Annotated in this window: 11 protein-coding genes; 2 read left to right on the top strand and 9 right to left on the bottom strand. The window is 69.7% G+C overall.

Going from position 1 to position 18021, the window contains the following annotated elements:
• Nucleotides 1-30: 30 nt before the first annotated feature.
• Nucleotides 31-1149, bottom strand: coding sequence for a muconate/chloromuconate family cycloisomerase (locus LCI23_RS03825; RefSeq protein ID WP_224944342.1), 1119 nt, complete (start codon nt 1147-1149; stop codon nt 31-33).
• Between the two features lie 101 nt (nt 1150-1250).
• On the opposite strand from LCI23_RS03825, the gene LCI23_RS03820 reads away from it, so the two are divergent.
• A complete protein-coding gene (locus LCI23_RS03820) occupies nt 1251-2165 on the top strand; it encodes a LysR family transcriptional regulator (protein WP_224944928.1) in 915 nt (304 codons plus the stop codon).
• Nucleotides 2166-2273: 108 nt separating this feature from the next.
• On the opposite strand, the gene LCI23_RS03815 is transcribed toward LCI23_RS03820, so the two are convergent.
• The 5 genes from LCI23_RS03815 to LCI23_RS03795 form a co-directional block, all read right to left on the bottom strand.
• Nucleotides 2274-3365, bottom strand: coding sequence for a porin (locus tag LCI23_RS03815; protein WP_224944341.1), 1092 nt, complete (start codon nt 3363-3365; stop codon nt 2274-2276).
• A 90-nt stretch (nt 3366-3455) separates the two neighbouring features.
• Nucleotides 3456-4811 (bottom strand): MFS transporter, encoded by a 1356-nt coding sequence (locus LCI23_RS03810; protein ID WP_224944339.1) that lies wholly within the window; start codon nt 4809-4811, stop codon nt 3456-3458.
• Nucleotides 4812-4843: 32 nt separating this feature from the next.
• Nucleotides 4844-6046 (bottom strand): benzoate/H(+) symporter BenE family transporter, encoded by a 1203-nt coding sequence (locus LCI23_RS03805; protein ID WP_224944337.1) that lies wholly within the window; start codon nt 6044-6046, stop codon nt 4844-4846.
• A 253-nt stretch (nt 6047-6299) separates the two neighbouring features.
• Complete coding sequence (locus tag LCI23_RS03800; RefSeq protein WP_224944334.1) at nt 6300-8045, bottom strand: penicillin-binding protein 2; 1746 nt, start codon at nt 8043-8045, stop codon at nt 6300-6302.
• A complete protein-coding gene (locus LCI23_RS03795; RefSeq protein WP_224944332.1) occupies nt 8045-8683 on the bottom strand; it encodes a trimeric intracellular cation channel family protein in 639 nt (212 codons plus the stop codon). The genes LCI23_RS03800 and LCI23_RS03795 overlap by 1 nt, the downstream gene beginning before the upstream one ends.
• 155 nt (nt 8684-8838) lie before the next feature.
• Here LCI23_RS03795 and LCI23_RS03790 point away from each other — a divergent pair, with 155 nt between their 5' ends.
• Nucleotides 8839-9732: an HTH-type transcriptional regulator ArgP gene (locus LCI23_RS03790; protein ID WP_224944330.1), complete on the top strand. Its 894-nt coding sequence runs from the start codon at nt 8839-8841 to the stop codon at nt 9730-9732.
• Between the two features lie 58 nt (nt 9733-9790).
• Here the strand turns inward: LCI23_RS03790 and LCI23_RS03785 are convergent, their stop codons facing one another.
• The 3 genes from LCI23_RS03785 to LCI23_RS03775 form a co-directional block, all read right to left on the bottom strand.
• On the bottom strand, nt 9791-11914 hold the full coding sequence (locus LCI23_RS03785) for an HlyD family efflux transporter periplasmic adaptor subunit (protein ID WP_224944328.1): 2124 nt from the start codon (nt 11912-11914) through the stop codon (nt 9791-9793).
• 12 nt (nt 11915-11926) lie between these two features.
• Nucleotides 11927-13330, bottom strand: a complete 1404-nt coding sequence (locus tag LCI23_RS03780; protein WP_224944326.1) for an efflux RND transporter periplasmic adaptor subunit — start codon at nt 13328-13330, stop codon at nt 11927-11929.
• A gap of 22 nt (nt 13331-13352) precedes the next feature.
• The coding region (locus LCI23_RS03775) for an Ig-like domain-containing protein (RefSeq protein ID WP_224944324.1) at nt 13353-18021 on the bottom strand (4669 nt) is incomplete at its 5' end.

Raw genomic sequence — 18021 nt, 5'->3', positions numbered from 1 at the left:
GTACTCAGTTATCAGTGCGTTAGCGGCGCATCATCGACGTGCAAGCGCGTGCAGCTTGTCCAGGTCGGGCTCGACGCCGAGGCCGGGCCCTGTCGGCACCTGCAGCATGAAGTCGCGGTAGACCAGGGGCTCGGCCAGGATTTCCTGGGTCAGCAGCAAGGGGCCGAACAGTTCGGTGCCCCAGGCCAGTTCGGCGAAGGTGGCGCAGACATGGGCCGTGGCGGCGGTGCCGATGCCGCCTTCGAGCATGGTGCCGCCGTACAGGCCGATGCCGGCCAGGCGCGCCACGGTAGCCACCTCCAGCGCCGGAGTCAGGCCGCCGGACTGGTTGATCTTGACGGCATACACGTCGGCGCCGTCGGCGCGCGCAATCGCCATCGCGTCGTCCGGGCCGTGCAGCGCCTCGTCGGCCATGATCGCCACGTCGAACCGTGTCTTGAGCCTGGCCAGCGCCGCGACGTTGCCGGCCTTGACCGGCTGTTCGACCAGGTCGACGCCGCCGGCTTCCAGGGCGGCGATGCCGCGCACCGCATCGAGTTCGCTCCAGGCCTGGTTGACGTCGACCCGCACGCTGGCGCGCTCGCCCAGCGCCCGCTTGATGGCCAGCACGTGCTTGACGTCCTGGTCGACCTCGCGCAGGCCGATCTTGAGCTTGAAGATGCGGTGGCGGCGCAGCTCGAGCATCTGCTCGGCTTCCTGGATGTCGCGGCTGGTGTCGCCGCTGGCCAGGGTCCAGGCCACCGGCAGCGCGTCGCGCACCCGGCCGCCCAGCAGTTCGGACAGCGGCACCTTGATGCGCCTCGCCTGGGCATCCAGCAGTGCGGTTTCGATCGCGCATTTGGCGAAGCGGTTGCCCTGCACCGCCTTGCGCAGCCTGGCCATGGCCTTGGCCACGCTGCTGCCGTCCATGCCGACCAGCAGCGGCGCGATGTAGGTGTCGATGTTGGTCTTGATGCTTTCCGGGCTCTCGTCGCCGTAGGCCAGGCCGCCGATGGTGGTGGCCTCGCCCCAGCCGGTGATGCCGTCCTCGCAGCGCACCCGCACCAGCACCAGGGTCTGGGTGTTCATGGTGGCGACCGACAGCTTGTGGGGGCGGATCGTCGGGACGTCGACCAGGAAAGTTTCGATGTTGGCGATGTTGGTTTTCATATTCAGTGCGTATAATTCCGTCGGTAGAAGCACGATAATCCCGCTCGAAACCGTCGTCCAAGACTAAGTTGGTATCACTTCGATACCTGGGAGGTATGATGTTGGAACTGCGTCACCTGCGTTATTTCGTCGCCGTGGCGGAAGAACGCAACTTCACAAGGGCAGCCGAGCGCCTGCATATCGCGCAGCCGCCGCTGAGCCGCCAGATCCAGCAGCTCGAGGAATACCTGGGCGTGGCCCTGATCGAAAAAGGCACGCGTCCACTGCGCCTGACCGAGGCCGGCCAGTTCTTCCTGGCGCATGCCAAGCCCCTGCTCGACCAGGTGCGCGACCTCAAGAGCATGACCCAGCGCGTGGGCAAGGTGGAACGCATCATCAACGCCGGTTTCGTCGCCTCGACCCTGTACGGCCTGCTGCCGGACATCATCCGCCGCTACCGCGCGGCGCATCCCGAGGTGGAGGTGGTGATGCACGAGATGACCACCGTCGAACAGATGAAGGCCCTGAAGGAAGGCCGCATCGACGTCGGTTTCGGACGCCTGAAAAGCGAAGACCCGAGCATCCGCCGGATCCTGCTGCGCGAGGAGCGCATGGTGCTGGCGCTGTTTCCCGGCCACCGCCTGGCCGCCGGCGACGCGCCGCTGCGCCTGGTGGACCTGGTGCACGAGCCGCTGCTGGTCTATCCGAGCACGCCGCGCCCGAGCTTCGCCGACCAGGTGCTGGGCCTGTTCAGCGAAGCCCACCTGACCCCGGACCACGTGGCCGAAGTGCGCGAACTGCAGATCGCGATGGGACTGGTGGCGGCCGAACAGGGCCTGGCCATCGTGCCGGCCAGCGTGCAGGGCATGCACCACCGGAACGTGGTGTACCGCCCGATCGAGGACAAGCATGCGTTCTCGCCGATCTTCTTCAGCGTGCGCCACATGGAGCGCACGCCGGAGCTGGAACAGATGCTGGCGGTGATCTACGAGATCTACGACGACTACGGACTGCCGCACACGAAAGAGACTTTGTAGGGTGGACAAGTCCCTTGCCCACGCGGCCAACTTACATTTGCTTTAGCACTGCGCTCGCATTGGTTGACCGCGTGGGCGGAAGACCCGCCCACCCTACGAACCACGAATTCAGAATGCGTGGCGCAAACCCGCCATGACGCCGTTCTGCGCGCGTCCCGCCGCCACCGTGCCGCCGGCATCGAGGGCGACGGCGGCCAGGCCGTCGTTGTCCATCCGCCCCACCGCGCCGTACACCGCGGTGCGCTTCGAGAACGCGTAGGTGAGCCGCGCCACGGCCATCTTCGTATCGTCCCTTGATCCCTTCACGTCCCTGCGCGCCACCTGCGCATCCAGGGTCAGGCCGGGCGCCACCGGATGGCTGATGCCGAAGTAGACCAGGTCGGATTCGGTGATGCCGATGGCGGCATCAAGCTTGCGGTCGATGATGCCCGCACCAAGCTTGGTCGCGCCAAGCATGGCGTAGCCGTTGACGGTGACGCGCCGGTCGAAGCGTTCGCTGCTGGCGAGGCCGCCGGCCGCGCCCGCGTTCCCATATAGCCTGTCATAGCTCACATTCACCCCATAGGCCGCGCCGTCATAGCCGAGCAGCGCCGTCACCTGGCGGCAGGCCTTGCTGTTGCCCGCCACCTCGCCGCCGCAGTTGGTGGCCGAAGGCCCGCCGGCGGCCGCGGCGTCGCGCCCGAAGCTGGTGGTGGCGCCCACGGTGACGCCCTGGAAGTTGCCTAGGTAGCCGACCGCATTGTCGCTGCGCGCATTCGGCAGGTAGAGGTCGATGCTGTTGATCGAGAACAGGTTCGGTCCCAGCACGTCGCTCTTTGCGGTGGCGAGAAAGGTCATGTTGAGGATACGCCCGACCTGCAGCGTGCCCCAGCTGCCCTTCAGGCCGACCCAGGCCTGGCGCCCGAACAGGCGCCCGCCCTGCCCCGACACGCCGGTATCGGGGTTGAAGCCGCTCTCCAGCGCGAACACCGCGGCCAGGCCGCTGCCCAGGTCTTCGCTGCCACGAAAGCCGATGCGCGAAGGCAGGCTGCCGGACAACGAGGAGACCTTGGTGATGGCATTGCCGGCGGCATCGGCATTGGTGGTACGGGCCACGGCGGCATCGACGATGCCGTACACCGTGACCTGGGTCTGGGCGTGGGCCTGGGCGGCTGCGCCGCACAGCATGGTGGCAAGGGCGAGGCTTGGTACTGCTTTCATGCATGTCTCCTTTTGCTTGTATTCGGTATGGGCGCACGTGCACGGGCCGCACCCCGTCCAGGGGGCGGCCAGTGTCGTGCCGGGGGCGGATCAGGCCTTGGTCGGTTCCGCCAGCGTGGCGCTGCGCAGCCCCGGCCGGGCCGAGGCCGAGCGGCCGTGGCGAATGCAGGCCACGGCCAGCGCGGCGATCGCGGCGGGAATGGCGATGGCCAGGAAGTTCTGCTGCAGCGGCAGCGCCATGCCGACCAGGGTACCGATCACGATCGGCGCCAGGATGGCGCCGCTGCGGCCGACGCCCGAGGCCCAGCCGATGCCGGTGGAGCGCACCGCGGTCGGGTAGAACTGGCCCGCGTAGGCATAGGTGACGATCTGGGTGCCGATGGTCGAGGCTCCGGCCAGGCCGACCAGCAGAAACAGCACCGGCGTGGACACCTTGTAGCCGAGCAGCGTGATCGACACCGCCGCCAGCGCATACATCCCGATCAGCACGTACTTGATGTGGAAGCGGTCGGCCAGCCAGCCGCCGCCCACCGCACCGATCACCGCACCGAAATTCAGCACCAGCACGAAGTTCAGGGCCGAGCCGAGGCTGTAGCCGGCGCCGGCCATCAGCTTGGCCAGCCAGGAGCTGAGCGCGTAGACCATGAACAGGCACATGAAGAAGGCGATCCAGAACATGATGGTGGACAGGCCGCGGCCGTCCTGGAACAGCTTGCCGATCGGCGTGCCTTCGGCGCGCTCGGCATCGGGCAGCGTGTAGCTGTCGCCCTTCTGGACGCGGTAGGACGGGTCCAGCAGGACCAGTGTCGCCTGCAGCTCGGCGAGCCGGTTCCGGCGGATCAGGAAGGGCATCGATTCCGGCATGCTCTTCAGGATAAAAGGAATCAGGATGACCGGCACGCCGGCGGCGAGGAACACCGACTGCCAGCCGTGCGCTTCGATCAGGCCCTTGCCCAGCAGCGCCGCCAGCATGCCGCCCACCGCGTAGCCGCTGAACATCAGCGTGACCATCGTCGAGCGGATGCGCCTGGGCGAATACTCGGTCATCTGGGCCACCACGTTCGGCATGACGCCGCCGATGCCGAGGCCGGCGAGGAAGCGCATGATGCTGAAGGTGTACGGGTCGGAGGCGAAGCCGGCGGCGGCGGTGAAGACGCTGAACAGCGCCAGGCAGATCACGATGGCCAGCTTGCGTCCTATCCGGTCGGCGATGGTGCCGAGGAAGATCGCACCGAACATCATGCCAAACAGCGCGGAGCTGACCATGAAGCCCGCGTCCTGGGCGGTGACGCCCATTTCCTGCATGATCGACGGCAGGGCGATCCCGGCCACCGCCAGGTCGTAGCCGTCGCAGATGATGATGATGGCGCACCACAGCAGGATGCCTGCGTGGAAGCGGTTGAAGCTGGCCCCGTCGGCCATCTTGTGTACGTCGATGTGTCGCATGCAGCGGTCTCCTTGGTAGTGGTTGTTATGTGTCAGGTGGCGGCGGGCGGCCTGCCCGCCCCGGGCCGGTGCAGGATCCGGCACGCCACGATCCCGATCGCGACACCCCAGAATGCCGAGCCGAGGCCCAGGAACTGCATGCCGGAGGCGGTGGCGACGAAGGCGATGACGGATGCCTCCCTGTGGTCCTCGCAGCTTGCGATGGCGCCGAGGTTGGCCGCGATGGGTGCGAGCAGGGCCAGCCCGGCCAGGGTCGCGACCAGTTCGCGCGGCAGCGCGGCGAACAGCAGCACGATCGAGCCGCCGAACAGTCCGGCGACCAGGTAGAAGCCGCCGCTGGCCAGGCCCGCGACATAGCGCATGCGCGGGTCTTCGTGCGCTTCGCGACCAGTGCACATGGCGGCGGTGATCGCCGCGATCGCGATCGTGATCCCGCCGGTACACGCGACCAGCAGCGAGGCGATGCTGCTGGTGACGATGACCGGACGCAAGGGGGTGTCGTAGCCGGCGGCCTTCAGGACCGCCATGCCGGGGAGGTACTGGCCGGTGAGCGTCACCAGGACCAGCGGCAAGGCCAGGCTGAAGGTGCTCGACCAGCTCCAGGCCGGTGCGATGAAGGCCGGCGTGACGAATTCCAGCGCCAGGCCGGAGAAGCCGAGCTGCCCCGAGAACCAGGCGAACGCCATGCCGGCGGCGAGCAGCAAGGCGACGCAGTAGCGTGGCGTGGCGCGCTTGAACAGGAGGTAGGCGGCGATCATGCCGAACACCAGCACCGGCATCGATGCCACGCCCTTGAAGGCGACGATCCCGAACGGGAACAGGATCCCGGCCATCATCCCGCTGGCGACGCCGGGCGGCACCCAGCGCGCCACCCGCTCGCCCCAGCCCGACAGGCCGATCGCCAGCAGGATCGTGGCGGCGCTCAGGTAGGCACCCACCGCCTCGTTGAGCGACAGGCCGGGGAACAGGGTGATCAGGAGCGCGGTACCCGGCGCCGACCACGCGGTGATGACCGGGACCTTCAGCCGCCAGCTGAGGAAGATGCCGGCGACCGCCGCCCCGACCGCGATCCCCCATACCCAGGACGCGAACATGTCGCTCGACACCTGGGCCGCCTGGGCCGCCTGGTAGAAGATGGCCAGCGGTGCGCAGAACGACACCAGCACCGCGAGGAAACCGGCAGCGATGGCCGGCAGCAGCGCGCCGGTCGCGCCGGAACCCGGCTGCGTCGCCATCGGGGGACACGGCCGCATGCGCATCGGCGCGGACCGCATGCTCCGCGTGCCCGCCGGTCGGGGTCTGGCCGCCAGACTGCATCGTGTCTCCCGTCGTTGATCGTTCGGTGGCGAGGTCTGTGCCGCCTCGTCTTGATTGCAGCGTAGATAAGCCGGGCGGCGGCGTCCAAGACTGATTGGGTATTCGCTCGATACCTGCCGGGTATCACGGGGGCGGCCGGCGCCAGGATGCGCGCGGAGCTGCCGGCACGCGCTAGGGCTGGTCCGGCGCGATGATGTCGCCGACCGGTGCGTCGGGGTGCACGTTCAATGCGCGCAGCACGTCCTGCGTCACGACCGCGAACACCGGCGCCGCCACCAGCCCGCCGTAATGGCCGCCGGCGGTCGGCTCGTCCACCATCACCGCGACGATGATGCGCGGGTCGGACACCGGTGCCAGGCCGACGAAGCTGGCCACGTAGCGGTTGACGTAGCGTCCCGCCTTGACCTTGTGCGCGGTGCTGGTCTTGCCGGCCACGCGGTAGCCCGCCACCCGCGCGCGCGCGGCGGTTCCTTCCGGTCCGGCGGCGCGTTCCATCATGGCGCGCACCTCGCGCGCGATGGGACCCGGGATGACCTGGCGCGCCGCCGGTGCGTCGTCGCGCTTGAGCAGCGTGACCGGCACGATCTCGCCGTCGCGCGCAAACACCAGGTAGGCGCGGGCCAGCTGCATCAGCGAGGTCGACAGGCCATGGCCGTAGGAGATGGTGGCCTGCTCGATCGGGCGCCAGCTGTGGTGCGGCCGCAGGCGGCCGGCGACGCTGCCGGGAAAGCCGAGGTCCGGCGCCTGCCCGAACCCGACCTCGGTGAAGAGCGTCCACATGCTCTCCGGCCGCATCTGCAGCGCCAGCTTGGCGGTGCCGATGTTCGACGATTTTTCCAGCACCTGGGACACCGTCAGTGTGCCGTGGCGGCTGGCGTCGCCGATCGACGCGCTGCCGATGCGCAGTCGCCCGCCCTCGGTCTCGACCAGCGTCTGCGGCGTGGCGATGCCCTGCGCCAGCGCCAGCGCGATCGTGAACGGCTTTACCACCGAGCCGGGTTCGAAGGTGTCGGTCAGGACGCGGTTGCGCAGCTGCGCTCCGCTCAGGCGCCCCCGGTCATTCGGATCGTAGTCCGGCAGGTTGGCCAGCGCCAGCACTTCGCCGCTGCGCACGTCGAGCACGACGATGCCGCCAGCCTTGGCCTGGTGCCGCTCGAGCCCGGCGGCCAGGTGGGTACGCGCGATATGCTGCAGGTTGCGGTCGATCGACAGCGACAGGTCGCGGCCATCGATGGCGGGCCGCATGGTGCCGAGGTCCTGCGCCAGGTGGCCGAGCCGGTCGCGGATCACGCGCCGCGCACCGGGCCTGCCCAGCAGGTCTTGCTGCCTGGCCAGCTCCATGCCTTCCTGGCCGGCGTCTTCGATGTTGGTGAAGCCGACCAGGTGCGCCGCGATACCGCCTTCGGGATAGTGGCGGCGCGTGTCGTCCCGGGTTGCGATGCCGGGGATGCCAAGCGCCAGGATGCGCCGCGCGGTGTCGACGTCCACCTGCCGCTTCAGGTAGACGAAGGAGCGGTCCGAGGCCAGGCGGGCGCGCACGATGCCCTCGTCCATCTCGAGCAGGCGCGCCAGTTCACGCAGGCTGGCGGGATCCGCGCCGGCAGCATGCTCGGGATTGGCCCACACCGTGCGCGCTGGAATCGACACCGCGAGCACACGGCCCTGGCGGTCGAGGATGCGCCCGCGACTGGCTGGCAGCTCCAGCGTGCGCAGGTAGCGCGCGGCGCCCTGCTCCTGCAGGAAGCCTTCCGACACCGCCTGCAGCCAGGCCGCGCGCGCGGCCAGCAGCGCGAACAGCGCCGAGATCACGAACAGCACGCAGCGCGAGCGCCAGACGGGCAGTTCCGGCGCCAGCAGCGGGCTGGTGGTGAATGCGACCCCTGTACCGGTGGCCACCCGCGTGCTGCCGCGCGCCATCAGCCCTCCCCGCCGGCGGCGTCGAGCGCGCCCGGCCTGCCGCGGCCCGGCACCGGCAAGGCGAGCGCCATGCGCAGGGCGGCCAGGCGCAGGCCGAAGCCGGCCGCCAGCGCGAACAGGGTCGCCACGTCGCGCCCGACTCCGTAGTGAAGCTGCGCCATGTAGAGCGCGCCGGTCGCCAGCGCCACCGTCGCGTACAGGTCGCGCCGCAGCACCAGCGGTACCTGGTTGCATACGATATCGCGCAGCAGGCCGCCGGCCGTTCCGGTGATCATGCCCATCAACACCACCACCGCCACGTGCACCCCGGCGGCGGCCGCGACGTCGCAGCCGATGATCGAGAACGCCACCAGTCCCAGGGCATCGAGCAGCAGGAAGGCAGACTTCAGGCGCTGCAGCACCTGCGCGGCCGTCGCCGCGGCCAGCGCCGCGCCCACCGTGAACAGCAGGTACTCGGGATGCTGCACCCAGCCGAGCGGGAAGTGGCCGAGCAGCATGTCGCGGACCGAGCCGCCGCCCAGCGCGGTCACGGTGCCGACCAGCGCGACGCCGAACACGTCCATCTTGCGGCGCATGGCCATCAGCGCGCCCGATCCGGCCTCGGCCGAGATGGCGATCAGGTAGATTATGTGGAGCATCGGCGTTCTTCCGGACGAGGTGGAAGCGACGATTCTGGCCTGGCCCGGCCTTCTCCTGAAAGCGGCCTGAAGAGTTTTACTGTATGCGTAAAATTTCTTCGTTTGCAGTACGGCCCGCCGTTTGCCGCTACCATGGTGGCTTTTCCAAAGAACCGATGGATCTCGACCCCAAGCAAGCCGAAGCGTTCCTGGCCGTGGCGGAAACCGGCAGTTTCGAGCGTGCCGGCGCGCGCCTGAACATCACGCCGTCGGCGGTCTCGCAGCGCCTGCGCGTGCTCGAGTCATCGCTCGGCAAGCCCATGATCGTGCGCAGCCGGCCATGCCGGCCGACGCCGATGGGGCAGCGCCTGCTGCAATACCTGCGTCGCGCCCAATTGCTCAAGACCGACTTCGAGGCCGACATCCGCAATGGCGAGGCTGGCGCGACCACCGTCTCGATGGCCCTGAACTCGGACAGCCTGGGTACCTGGTTCTTTCCGGCCCTGGCGGGCCTGCTGGCCAGGGACCAGTTCATCCTCGACCTGGTGGTCGAAGACCAGGACCATACCTTCGCCCTGCTCAAGACCGGGATGGTGATCGGCTGCGTGAGCACGGTGGCCGAGCCGATGCGCGGCTGCAGCGTCGAGGCGCTCGGCACCATGCGCTACCGGCTGGTGGCCAGCCGCGCCTTCTGCCAGCGCTGGCTGCCCGATGGCCTGACGCGCGAGGCCGCGCGGCGCGCCCCGGTGGTGGCCTACACCCGCAAGGACACGCTGGGGTCGAACCTTCTGCTGGAGCATTTCGGGCTGCCCGAAGGAGCCTATCCCTGCCACTACGTGCCCGGAACCGAAGCCCATTTCCAGGCGGTCCGCTATGGCATCGGCTATGCGATGGTGCCGCAATGGCTGCTGGACAAGCACGACGACGGCGCCGATCCACTGGTCGACCTGGCGCCCGCGCACCCGACCGATGTCGCGCTGTACTGGCATACGTGGAAGCTGCAATCGCCACGGATGGACGAGCTGTCGCGGCATATCGTCACGGCCGCGCGCGCGATGCTGGGCGGCTGAAGGACGTGGAACGGGACGGCGCGCTCCGGCAAGCTTGCGGAGCGGCGCCGCCCCGGTCTCAGAAACCGGCCTCGCGCCAGAACAGGGTCGCAAGCGCACGCGCGAAGCGGGTGCCCGGCGCCTCCCATGCACCCTGGATCACCACCGTGCCGCGCCAGGCATGGCCGGCCGCCGCGGCGCGCGCTTCGTCCGCCGGCGCGTCGGGCACGAAGCTGACCCGGTACACGGCGCGCTCGGGATACCAGGCGCCACCCTTCTCGCGCGCCGGCACCTGGCCGCCCTGCTGGGCCGCCCACAGGCTGGCCGGCAGTATGCGGGTGGCGTCGCGGTCGATGCCGGCCACGCGCAGGCGCAGCGCCGGGCCGGCGCCGCCGTCGGCGTGGAATACGGCCCGGTCGCCGCGCGCGATGCGGCGCACGGCATCCTCGTCCAGGTAGGTCGTCACCTCCAGCGGCCCGTCGCCCACCAGCACCGCCACGCGTTCGTTCCTGCCCAGCCAGGTGCCGGGCCGCAGTTCCGGATCCAGGTCGCGCAGCGTGCCCGCGAACGGCGCCCGCGGCAGGTAGCGGGCAGACTCTTCGTCGACGGCCGCCAACTGGGCTTCGGCGCTGGCCAGCTCTTCGCGCAGCACGGCACTGCGGGCGCGCTGCTCGGCATCGAAACCGGCCGCCCCGGCCTGCCAGCGCAGGCGCTCGACCTGGGCTTCGGCGACCTCGCGCCGGCTGCCGTTTTCCGGCACCGCGAAACGGACCAGCACCTGTCCCGGCGCGACCCGCGCCCCCTCGCCCAGCGGCAGGCCGGCGAGCTGGGCATGCTCGGGCGCATGCACCGGGAACACCTGCAGCGGCTTGAGCAGCGCCCCGCCCTGCACCCGGGTCGGCCAGGGCAGCACGAACAGCAGCAGCGCCAGGGCGGCCAGCACCAGTGAACGGCGCCCGCGCCGGCTGGCGCGGATGCGCGGCCACAGCCCGCGCCAGACCTTGAATTCGCCCGCGATCGGACGGATGACGAACCAGCTCATTTCGACACAGAAGAGAAAGATACCCAGCAGCTTGATGAAAAAATGGTAGACCAGCAGCGCGATGCCGATGAAGACCGTGAGCCGGTACAGCCAGACCGCCCACGCGAACAGGATCAGGCCCGCGTGGCGCCGCGCCGGAAAGTATTCGGGTGGCGCTTCGCCCAGGCCGAACAGGCATTCGCGCAGGTGCCACCTGGCCAGCGCGAAGGCGCGCGCATGCAGGTTCGGCATGTCCAGCCAGTCCGACAGCACGAAGTAGCCGTCGAAGCGCATGAAAGGACTGGCGTTGATCGCCAGCGTGGCGATCCAGGTGGTGGTCGCGAGCGGGAACACCACGTCGCGCAGGGTCCCGTCGGGCAGCAGGCTCCAGGCCAGCGTCGCCCACGCGGCGATGATCAGCTCGGTGGCCACGCCCGCCAGCGCGACCTGCTGGCGCTGGTCCTTGCGGTCCAGGCGCCAGACGTCGTTGGTGTCGGTATACGGCATCGGCCACAGCACCAGGAAGGCCAGGCCCATGGTCGGCACGCGGCAGCCGTGACGCTTGGCGCTGAGCGCATGCCCCATCTCGTGGGCTCCCTTGACCACGGTGAGCGCGATCGCATACGCCAGCAGCCCGCCCGGCGTGAAGGAACCCGACAAGGTGCTGCGGAACACATCCCACTGGCGCCAGACCAGGGCCACGCCGGCCACCAGGGCCAGCAGCGTGAGCAGGAAGAAGCCGCGCGAGAATGCCCACCCGAAGGACGGCGTCATGCGGGCCAGCCAGGCGTCGGGCTTGACCAGCGGCAGGCGGAAGAACAGGTAGTGGTGCAGCAGCCGGGTGTGCCACTTGCCCGCCGCGGCCTGGTGGCGCGCGGCCAGCGCCGCGCTCGATGCCAGCGGATCGGGCCGCAGCAGCTGCGCATCGTTGAGGAATTTCAGCACCGCCTCGACGTCGGCGCGCTCCAGGTCGAGCGGCGTGTCCGCCTGCAGCGACAGCAGGATGTCGTCCGGATTGCCGAGCGACCAGCGGCTCAGCACCTCGAAGGTGGGCCAGTCGATCCGGAAGAATTGGTTGCGCACCGGGTCTTCCAGCGTGTAGCTCGGTTCGCCGGCGGCCTGCACCGGTCCGCGGTGCAGGCTCAGTTCCTCGCGCAGCGGGGGCAGCGTGAAATAGTGCATCGCGGCCCGGCCCTAGATACCGATGGCCTGGCGCACCGCCGCCAGCGGACGGCGCAGCATCCAGTAGGCCAGCGGCACCCAGCCGCCGGACAGCCTGGCGCTGCCCTTCAGGCCGACGCGGTGGCCGTCCGCGCCGGACGACTGGGCCGGCAGCGTGGCGCGCACCCGGTAGGCCCAGCTGCCGTCCGGCTGCGCGACGGCTTCGTAGGCCACGTAGCGCAGCCGCGCTTCGACCGCATCCAGCGGGCTGGACGCCAGGTACAGGCTGACCGGCGCACCCGGCTCCAGCGGAATTGCATCGCCCAGCGGCAGCCAGGCCTCGACCTCGATCTCGCGCGGCGAGGCGATGCGCATGATGCGTTCGCCGGTCGCCACCGGCCGCCCGGTCCATTCGCTGGGGTCGTCGAACAGCGCGACGCCGTCGCGCGGCGCGAGCACGGTCGCGCGCTCCAGCTGGCCATGCATGAACGCGGCCTCGGCGCGGCGCTCCTCGATCCTGCCCTGCAGGGTCGCCAGCATGTTGCGCGACTTGCCGTCGGCCAAGGCCTGCTGCAGCGCCTGGCGGTATTCGGCTTCTGCCGTGGCCAGGGCCTGGGCCGCCACGGCGTCGCGGCTTTCCAGCTGTGCGCGGTCGAAATGAAACAGCGGCTGCCCCGCCCTCACAACCCCGTTCGGTGCGACCTCGAAGCGCTCGATCACGCCATCGAGCGGCGAGCGCACGGTGACCGCATTGGCCGGCACCAGTTCGCCCGGCGCCAGCACGCTCAAGCGTACCGGCAGGCAGAGCAGCACGGCGGCGGCCAGCAGCGCCTGCGGCACGCGCCGGCGCCACCAGGGCAGGCCTTGCTGTTGTTCCTGGGCGCGACGCCTGCGCAGGCGGCTGCGCAGCGCGCGCGGCGACAGCCGTAGCGGCGGGGTACGCGCCAGCCAGGCGTGGCGCAGGATGTCGGCCCACTCGGCCAGCAGAGGCAGTTCGCGCTCGAGCCAGGGAATGTCGCGCGCCAGCAGCAGGCCGCCGCGCGCCGGATGGCCCCCCTCGCCGGCCGCGATCGGCAGCCAGAGCGCGTAGCCCGGCAGCCACTGCGCCCATTCCCCCGCCAGCGAAGCGTCCAGGTCGGCGGCGCTGACGGTGCGCGGCGCGCCGCCGTCACCATCGCCGAGCTGGGCGGCCAGCCGTCCCAGCCAGTGCACATAGGGGGCATTCGCCTCGATCTGCACCACCCCGGACAGCGCGCAGACGCCGCGGTCCTCGAACCACAGGGCGGCCTGGCGGTAAGGCGCCAGCGCATGGCTGCCGTTCACCGCCAGGAAGTCCAGTTCGACCGGCGTGCCGGCATGGCGCGCCCGGTGCGCCAGGTCGAACAGGGTTGCAAGCGGGTCCGGGCCCGTGCCGGGCTGATGTTTATCGATGTCCATCGTCGTTCAGGAAAGCCTGTCCTCAGCCGCGCCCCGGCACGGCGCGCGGCGGCGCCGCGCGCAACTGCTGGCTCAGGCCCGGCTTGCCGAGCGGCGCTGCCTTGCCGTCCGGCGCCACCACCGATGATCCCACATTGATGCGGAACAGGGCGGCCGCTTCGCGTCCTTCCATGTCGCGCGCGATCAGCTTGATCCGCAGCTCGCCTTTCAGGCCCTTTGGCACCTCGCCGGTGAACTGGCCGGTCTGGCCATTGAAATGGATCCAGGTCGGCAGCGGACGGCCATCCTGCAGGGTGGCGCTCAGGCGCACCACCGCCTTCGGCTGGGTGTGGGCGAAGGCGTCGGCCGGCACCGTCAGCGACAGCTGGGTGCCGGTCTCGACGAACTGGTCGGGCACGCCCTGGAACAGTACCAGCGCCGGGTCGTCCGCCCTGGCGACCACGGTGCGGAAGCCTTCCGAACGGGTATACACGTCGGACAGTTCGGCACTGCGGCGGTCGAAGGTGGAGCTCAGTTCCAGCGGACGGTAGCCGCTGCCGCTGCCCGGGCGCAGGCTGTCGCCATCGGCCACGCTGCCCGGCGCCACGCTTTCGCTGACGGGGCGCGGCTCCGGTCCGGCCGGCGGGATCACCAGCGGCGGCGACTCCACCACCGGCACGGCGGGCTCGCCAAGCTGCGGTGGCAGCACCGGCGGCTCGGTTGGCGTGATCACGGGCTCGGCCGGCTTGAGCGGCGGCGTGACGTCGACGCTACCGGTACTGCCGGTGCGAGCATTGCCGGCCAGGTCGGTGATGACCGGCGTGACCGTGTAGCTCTGCCCCACCACCAGCGGCGTGGCGCTGCCGGCGACCGGGGTGGCGGTGGCCAGGTCCAGGGTCCAGGCACCGCCCGGCGCCGCCACCTCGTAGGTGGCGCCGTTGATTGTCACCCGCAGCTTCTCGCCTTCCAGCAGCGTGGCGCTGCCGGACAGCACCGGGGTCGTGCTGCCGGTGCGCTGGCTGTCGGCGGCGGAAGCGCCGGGCGCGGTCGTATCGAGCACGACCTCGCGCTGGGCACCCGGCCCGCTCAAGCCGCTGGCGCTGTCGAAGACACGCGCCTGGATGGTCCAGTTGCGATCATGGCTGCCGCTGTCGTTGACGGTCCAGGCGGTGCCGCTGGTGCTGGCCACGGTCCAGGTGAGCCCGCCGTCGAAGGACACCTGCACCACCTCGTTGCGGCCGAGCGGCGCGGACAGGCTGCCGTTCACGCTGCGGCCGGCCGCGCCGTCGTTGGTCACGAAGTCCGTGGCCGATGCGCCGGTATCCCGGGTCATGCCGGCGATGCCGAGCGCCTGCGCCGGCGCGGACGGGTTGCCGACGACCAGGGTGATGCTGGTCTCGGCGGTCAGTTCGCCGTCGCTGCCGGTCACCGTCAGCACATAGGTGCCGGCGCTGCCGGCCGGCGGGGTGCCGCCGACGCTGCGGGTGGCCGGATCGAACACCATCCAGGATGGCAGCGGCTTGCCGTCGGACAGCGTGGCGCTGTAGCTGATGGTCGCGCTGTCGACATCGGTGAAGGCCGGCACGCCCACCGGGACCAGCGGCTGGCCTACCAGGCCGCTGCCGCTGGCGCCGCCATGGGCCACCGGGGCGTCGTTCACCGGGCTGACCTCGACCGTGACGGTATACGTATTGCTACCGCCCCGGCCGTCGCTGACGGTGTAGCTGAAACTGTCGCTGCCATGGTAGTTGGCATGCGGGGCGTAAGTGTAGCTGCCGTCCTGGCCGACGCTGACCGTGCCGTGGCCGGCATTCGCGGCCAGGGTGTAGCGCACCGGGTCGCCGTCGGCATCGGTCGCAGCAGGCAGCGCGCCACCCACCGGCGTGTCCTCGCGGGTGGCGATCGCCGCGGCCCGCGCCACCGGCGCCTGGTTGTCTGGCGTGACTGTCACGTCCACGGTGTAGGTATTGCTGCCGCCCTTGCCGTCGCTAACGGTGTAGCTGAAGCTGTCGCTGCCGTGGAAGTTCGCATCCGGCGTGTAGGTGTACTTGCCATCGGCACCAATGCTGACCCTGCCGTGCGCCGGGCCGGATGCGGTGGCGTAGCCGACCGGGTCGCCATCGGCGTCGCTGGCCGCCGGCAGCGCGCCCGTCACCGGCACATCCTCGCGGGTGACGATGCTGGCGCCGGCCGCGCGCGGCGCATCGTTGGCCGGCGTGACCGTCACGGTGACGGTATAGGTCTGGCTGCCACCCTGGCCATCGCTGACGGTGTAGCGGAAGCTGTCGGCACCATGGTAATCGGGATGCGGCACATAGGTGTAGCCGCCGTCCGCACCGATGGTGACGCTGCCGTGCAGCGGGTCGGATGCCTTGGCATAGGTGAGCGTATCGCCGTCGGCATCGCTCGCCGTTGGCAGCGGGCCGGACACGGCGGTGTCTTCGCTGGTCGCGATGGTCCCATCGGCGCCGACCGGCAGGTCGTTGCGCGGCGCCACCTCCACGGTGACGGTATAGGTATTGCTGCCGCCCTTGCCGTCGCTGACGGTGTAGCTGAAGCTGTCGCTGCCGTGGAAGTCGGGGTGCGGCACGTAGGTATAGCCGCCGTCCACCGCGACGCTGACCGTGCCGTGTCCTGCCCCCGATGCCAGCGAATACAGGGGGATGTCGCCGTTGGCGTCCTGCGCCCGCGGCAGGTCGCCGGCGACGGGCGTGTCCTCGCCCGTCGCGATGGATGCGTCGGCAGCGACCGGCGCGCGGTTGAGGGCCGTAACCGTCACCTCGACGGTATACGTGTTGCTGCCGCCCTGGCCGTCGCTGATGGTATAGCTGAAGCTGTCGGCGCCATGGAAGCCGGCATCCGGGGTGTAGAGGTAGCTGCCGCCGGGCTGGATGACCAGCTTGCCATGGGCTGGCTCGCCGGCCTTGGCATAGGTGATGACGTCGCCGTCCGCGTCGGTGGCGGCCGGCAAGGCGCCCGCCACGGAGCTGTTCTCGCGCGTCACGATGCTGGTGCCGGCGCCGACCGGCGCCTCGTTGGTGGCGCCCACGACAACGGTGACGTCATAGGTGTTGCTGCCGCCCTGGCCGTCGCTGACGGTAAAGGTGAAGCTGTCGGTGCCGCTGTAGCCCCTGGCGGGCGTATAGCTGTAGTTGCCGCCCGCATCGATGCTGACCGTGCCATGCTGAGGCGCCCTGCCGGTGGCATAGGTGATGGTGTCGCCGTCGACGTCGCTTGCCGCCGGCAGCTTGCCGCTGCTGGTCTCGTTCTTCAGGGTCCAGACGATCGCGCCGGCCGCGATCGGCAGGTCATTGACCGGGGCGACATTCACCTCGACCGTATAGATGTTGCTGCCGCCCTTGCCGTCGCTGATCCGGTAGCTGAAGCTGTCGTTGCCGTGGTAGTTGGCATCCGGCGCGTAGGTGTAGCTGCCATCGGCGCCGATGACCAGGCTGCCGTGGGCCGGATTGGCGGCCTTGGTATAGGTGACCGCGTCGCCATCGACGTCGCTCGCGGCAGGCAGGCTGCCCGCGATCACCGTGTCTTCGGCGGTGATGATGGTGGTGGGCGCCGCGCCCGGGGCGTCATTCACCGGCGTGACGGTGACGTTGACCGTATACGTGTTGCTGCCGCCGTTACCGTCGCTGACGGTGTAGGTGAAGCTGTCCGCGCCGTTGTAGTTGGCGCCAGGGGTGTACGTATAGGTGCCGTCGGCGGCGATGCTCACGGTACCGTGTGCGGGGTCGGACGCCTTCGAGTACGTGAGCGTATCGCCATCGACATCGCTTGCCGCTGGAAGCGTGCCGGTGCGCGCGGTATCTTCGGCGGTGGTGATGCTCGAGTTGCCCACGACCGGCAGGTCGTTCACCGGCGTGACGGTGATGTTGACGGTATAGGTGTTGCTGCCGCCCTGGCCGTCGCTGACGGTATAGCTGAAGCTGTCCGTGCCATGATAGTTCGCGGCAGGCGTGTACGCATAGGTGCCGTCGCTCGCAATGGTCACCACGCCATGCGCAGGGTCGCTCGCCTTGGCGTAGGTCACCGTGTCGCCGTCGGCATCGCTTGCCGCCGGCAGGCTGCCAGCCGTCGCGGTATCTTCGGCGGTCGTGATGTTCGTGTTGCCAGCCACCGGCAGGTCGTTCACCGGCGTGACGGTGACGTTGACCGTATAGGTGTTGCTGCCGCACTGGCCGTCGCTGACGGTGTAGGTGAAGCTGTCCGTGCCGTGGTAGTTCGCGGCAGGCATGTACGCATAGGTGCCGTCGCTCGCAATGATCACCGTGCCATGCGCAGGATCGCTCGCCTTGGCGTAGGTGACGGTGTCGCCATCGGCATCGCTTGCCGCCGGCAGGCTGCCGGCCTTCGCGGTATCTTCGGCGGTCGTGATGTTCGTGTTGCCAGCCACCGGCAGGTCGTTCACCGGCGTGACGGTGACGTTGACCGTATAGGTGTTGCTGCCGCCCCGGCCGTCGCTGACGGTGTAGGTGAAGCTATCGGTGCCATGGTAGTTCGCGGCAGGCGTGTACGTGTAGGTGCCGTCGCTCGCAATAGTCACCGCGCCGTGCGCAGGGTCGCTCACCTTGGCGTAGGTCACCGTGTCGCCATCGGCATCGCTTGCCGCCGGCAGGCTGCCGGCCTTCGCGGTATCTTCGGCGGTCGTGATGTTCGTGTTGCCAGCCACCGGCAGGTCGTTCACCGGCGTGACGGTGACG

Origin of the sequence: Massilia sp. MS-15 (genome assembly GCF_020176695.1) — a bacterium.
GTDB lineage: Bacteria > Pseudomonadota > Gammaproteobacteria > Burkholderiales > Burkholderiaceae_D > Telluria > Telluria hydrophila.
This window is presented reverse-complemented; position numbering and strand designations above follow the sequence as displayed.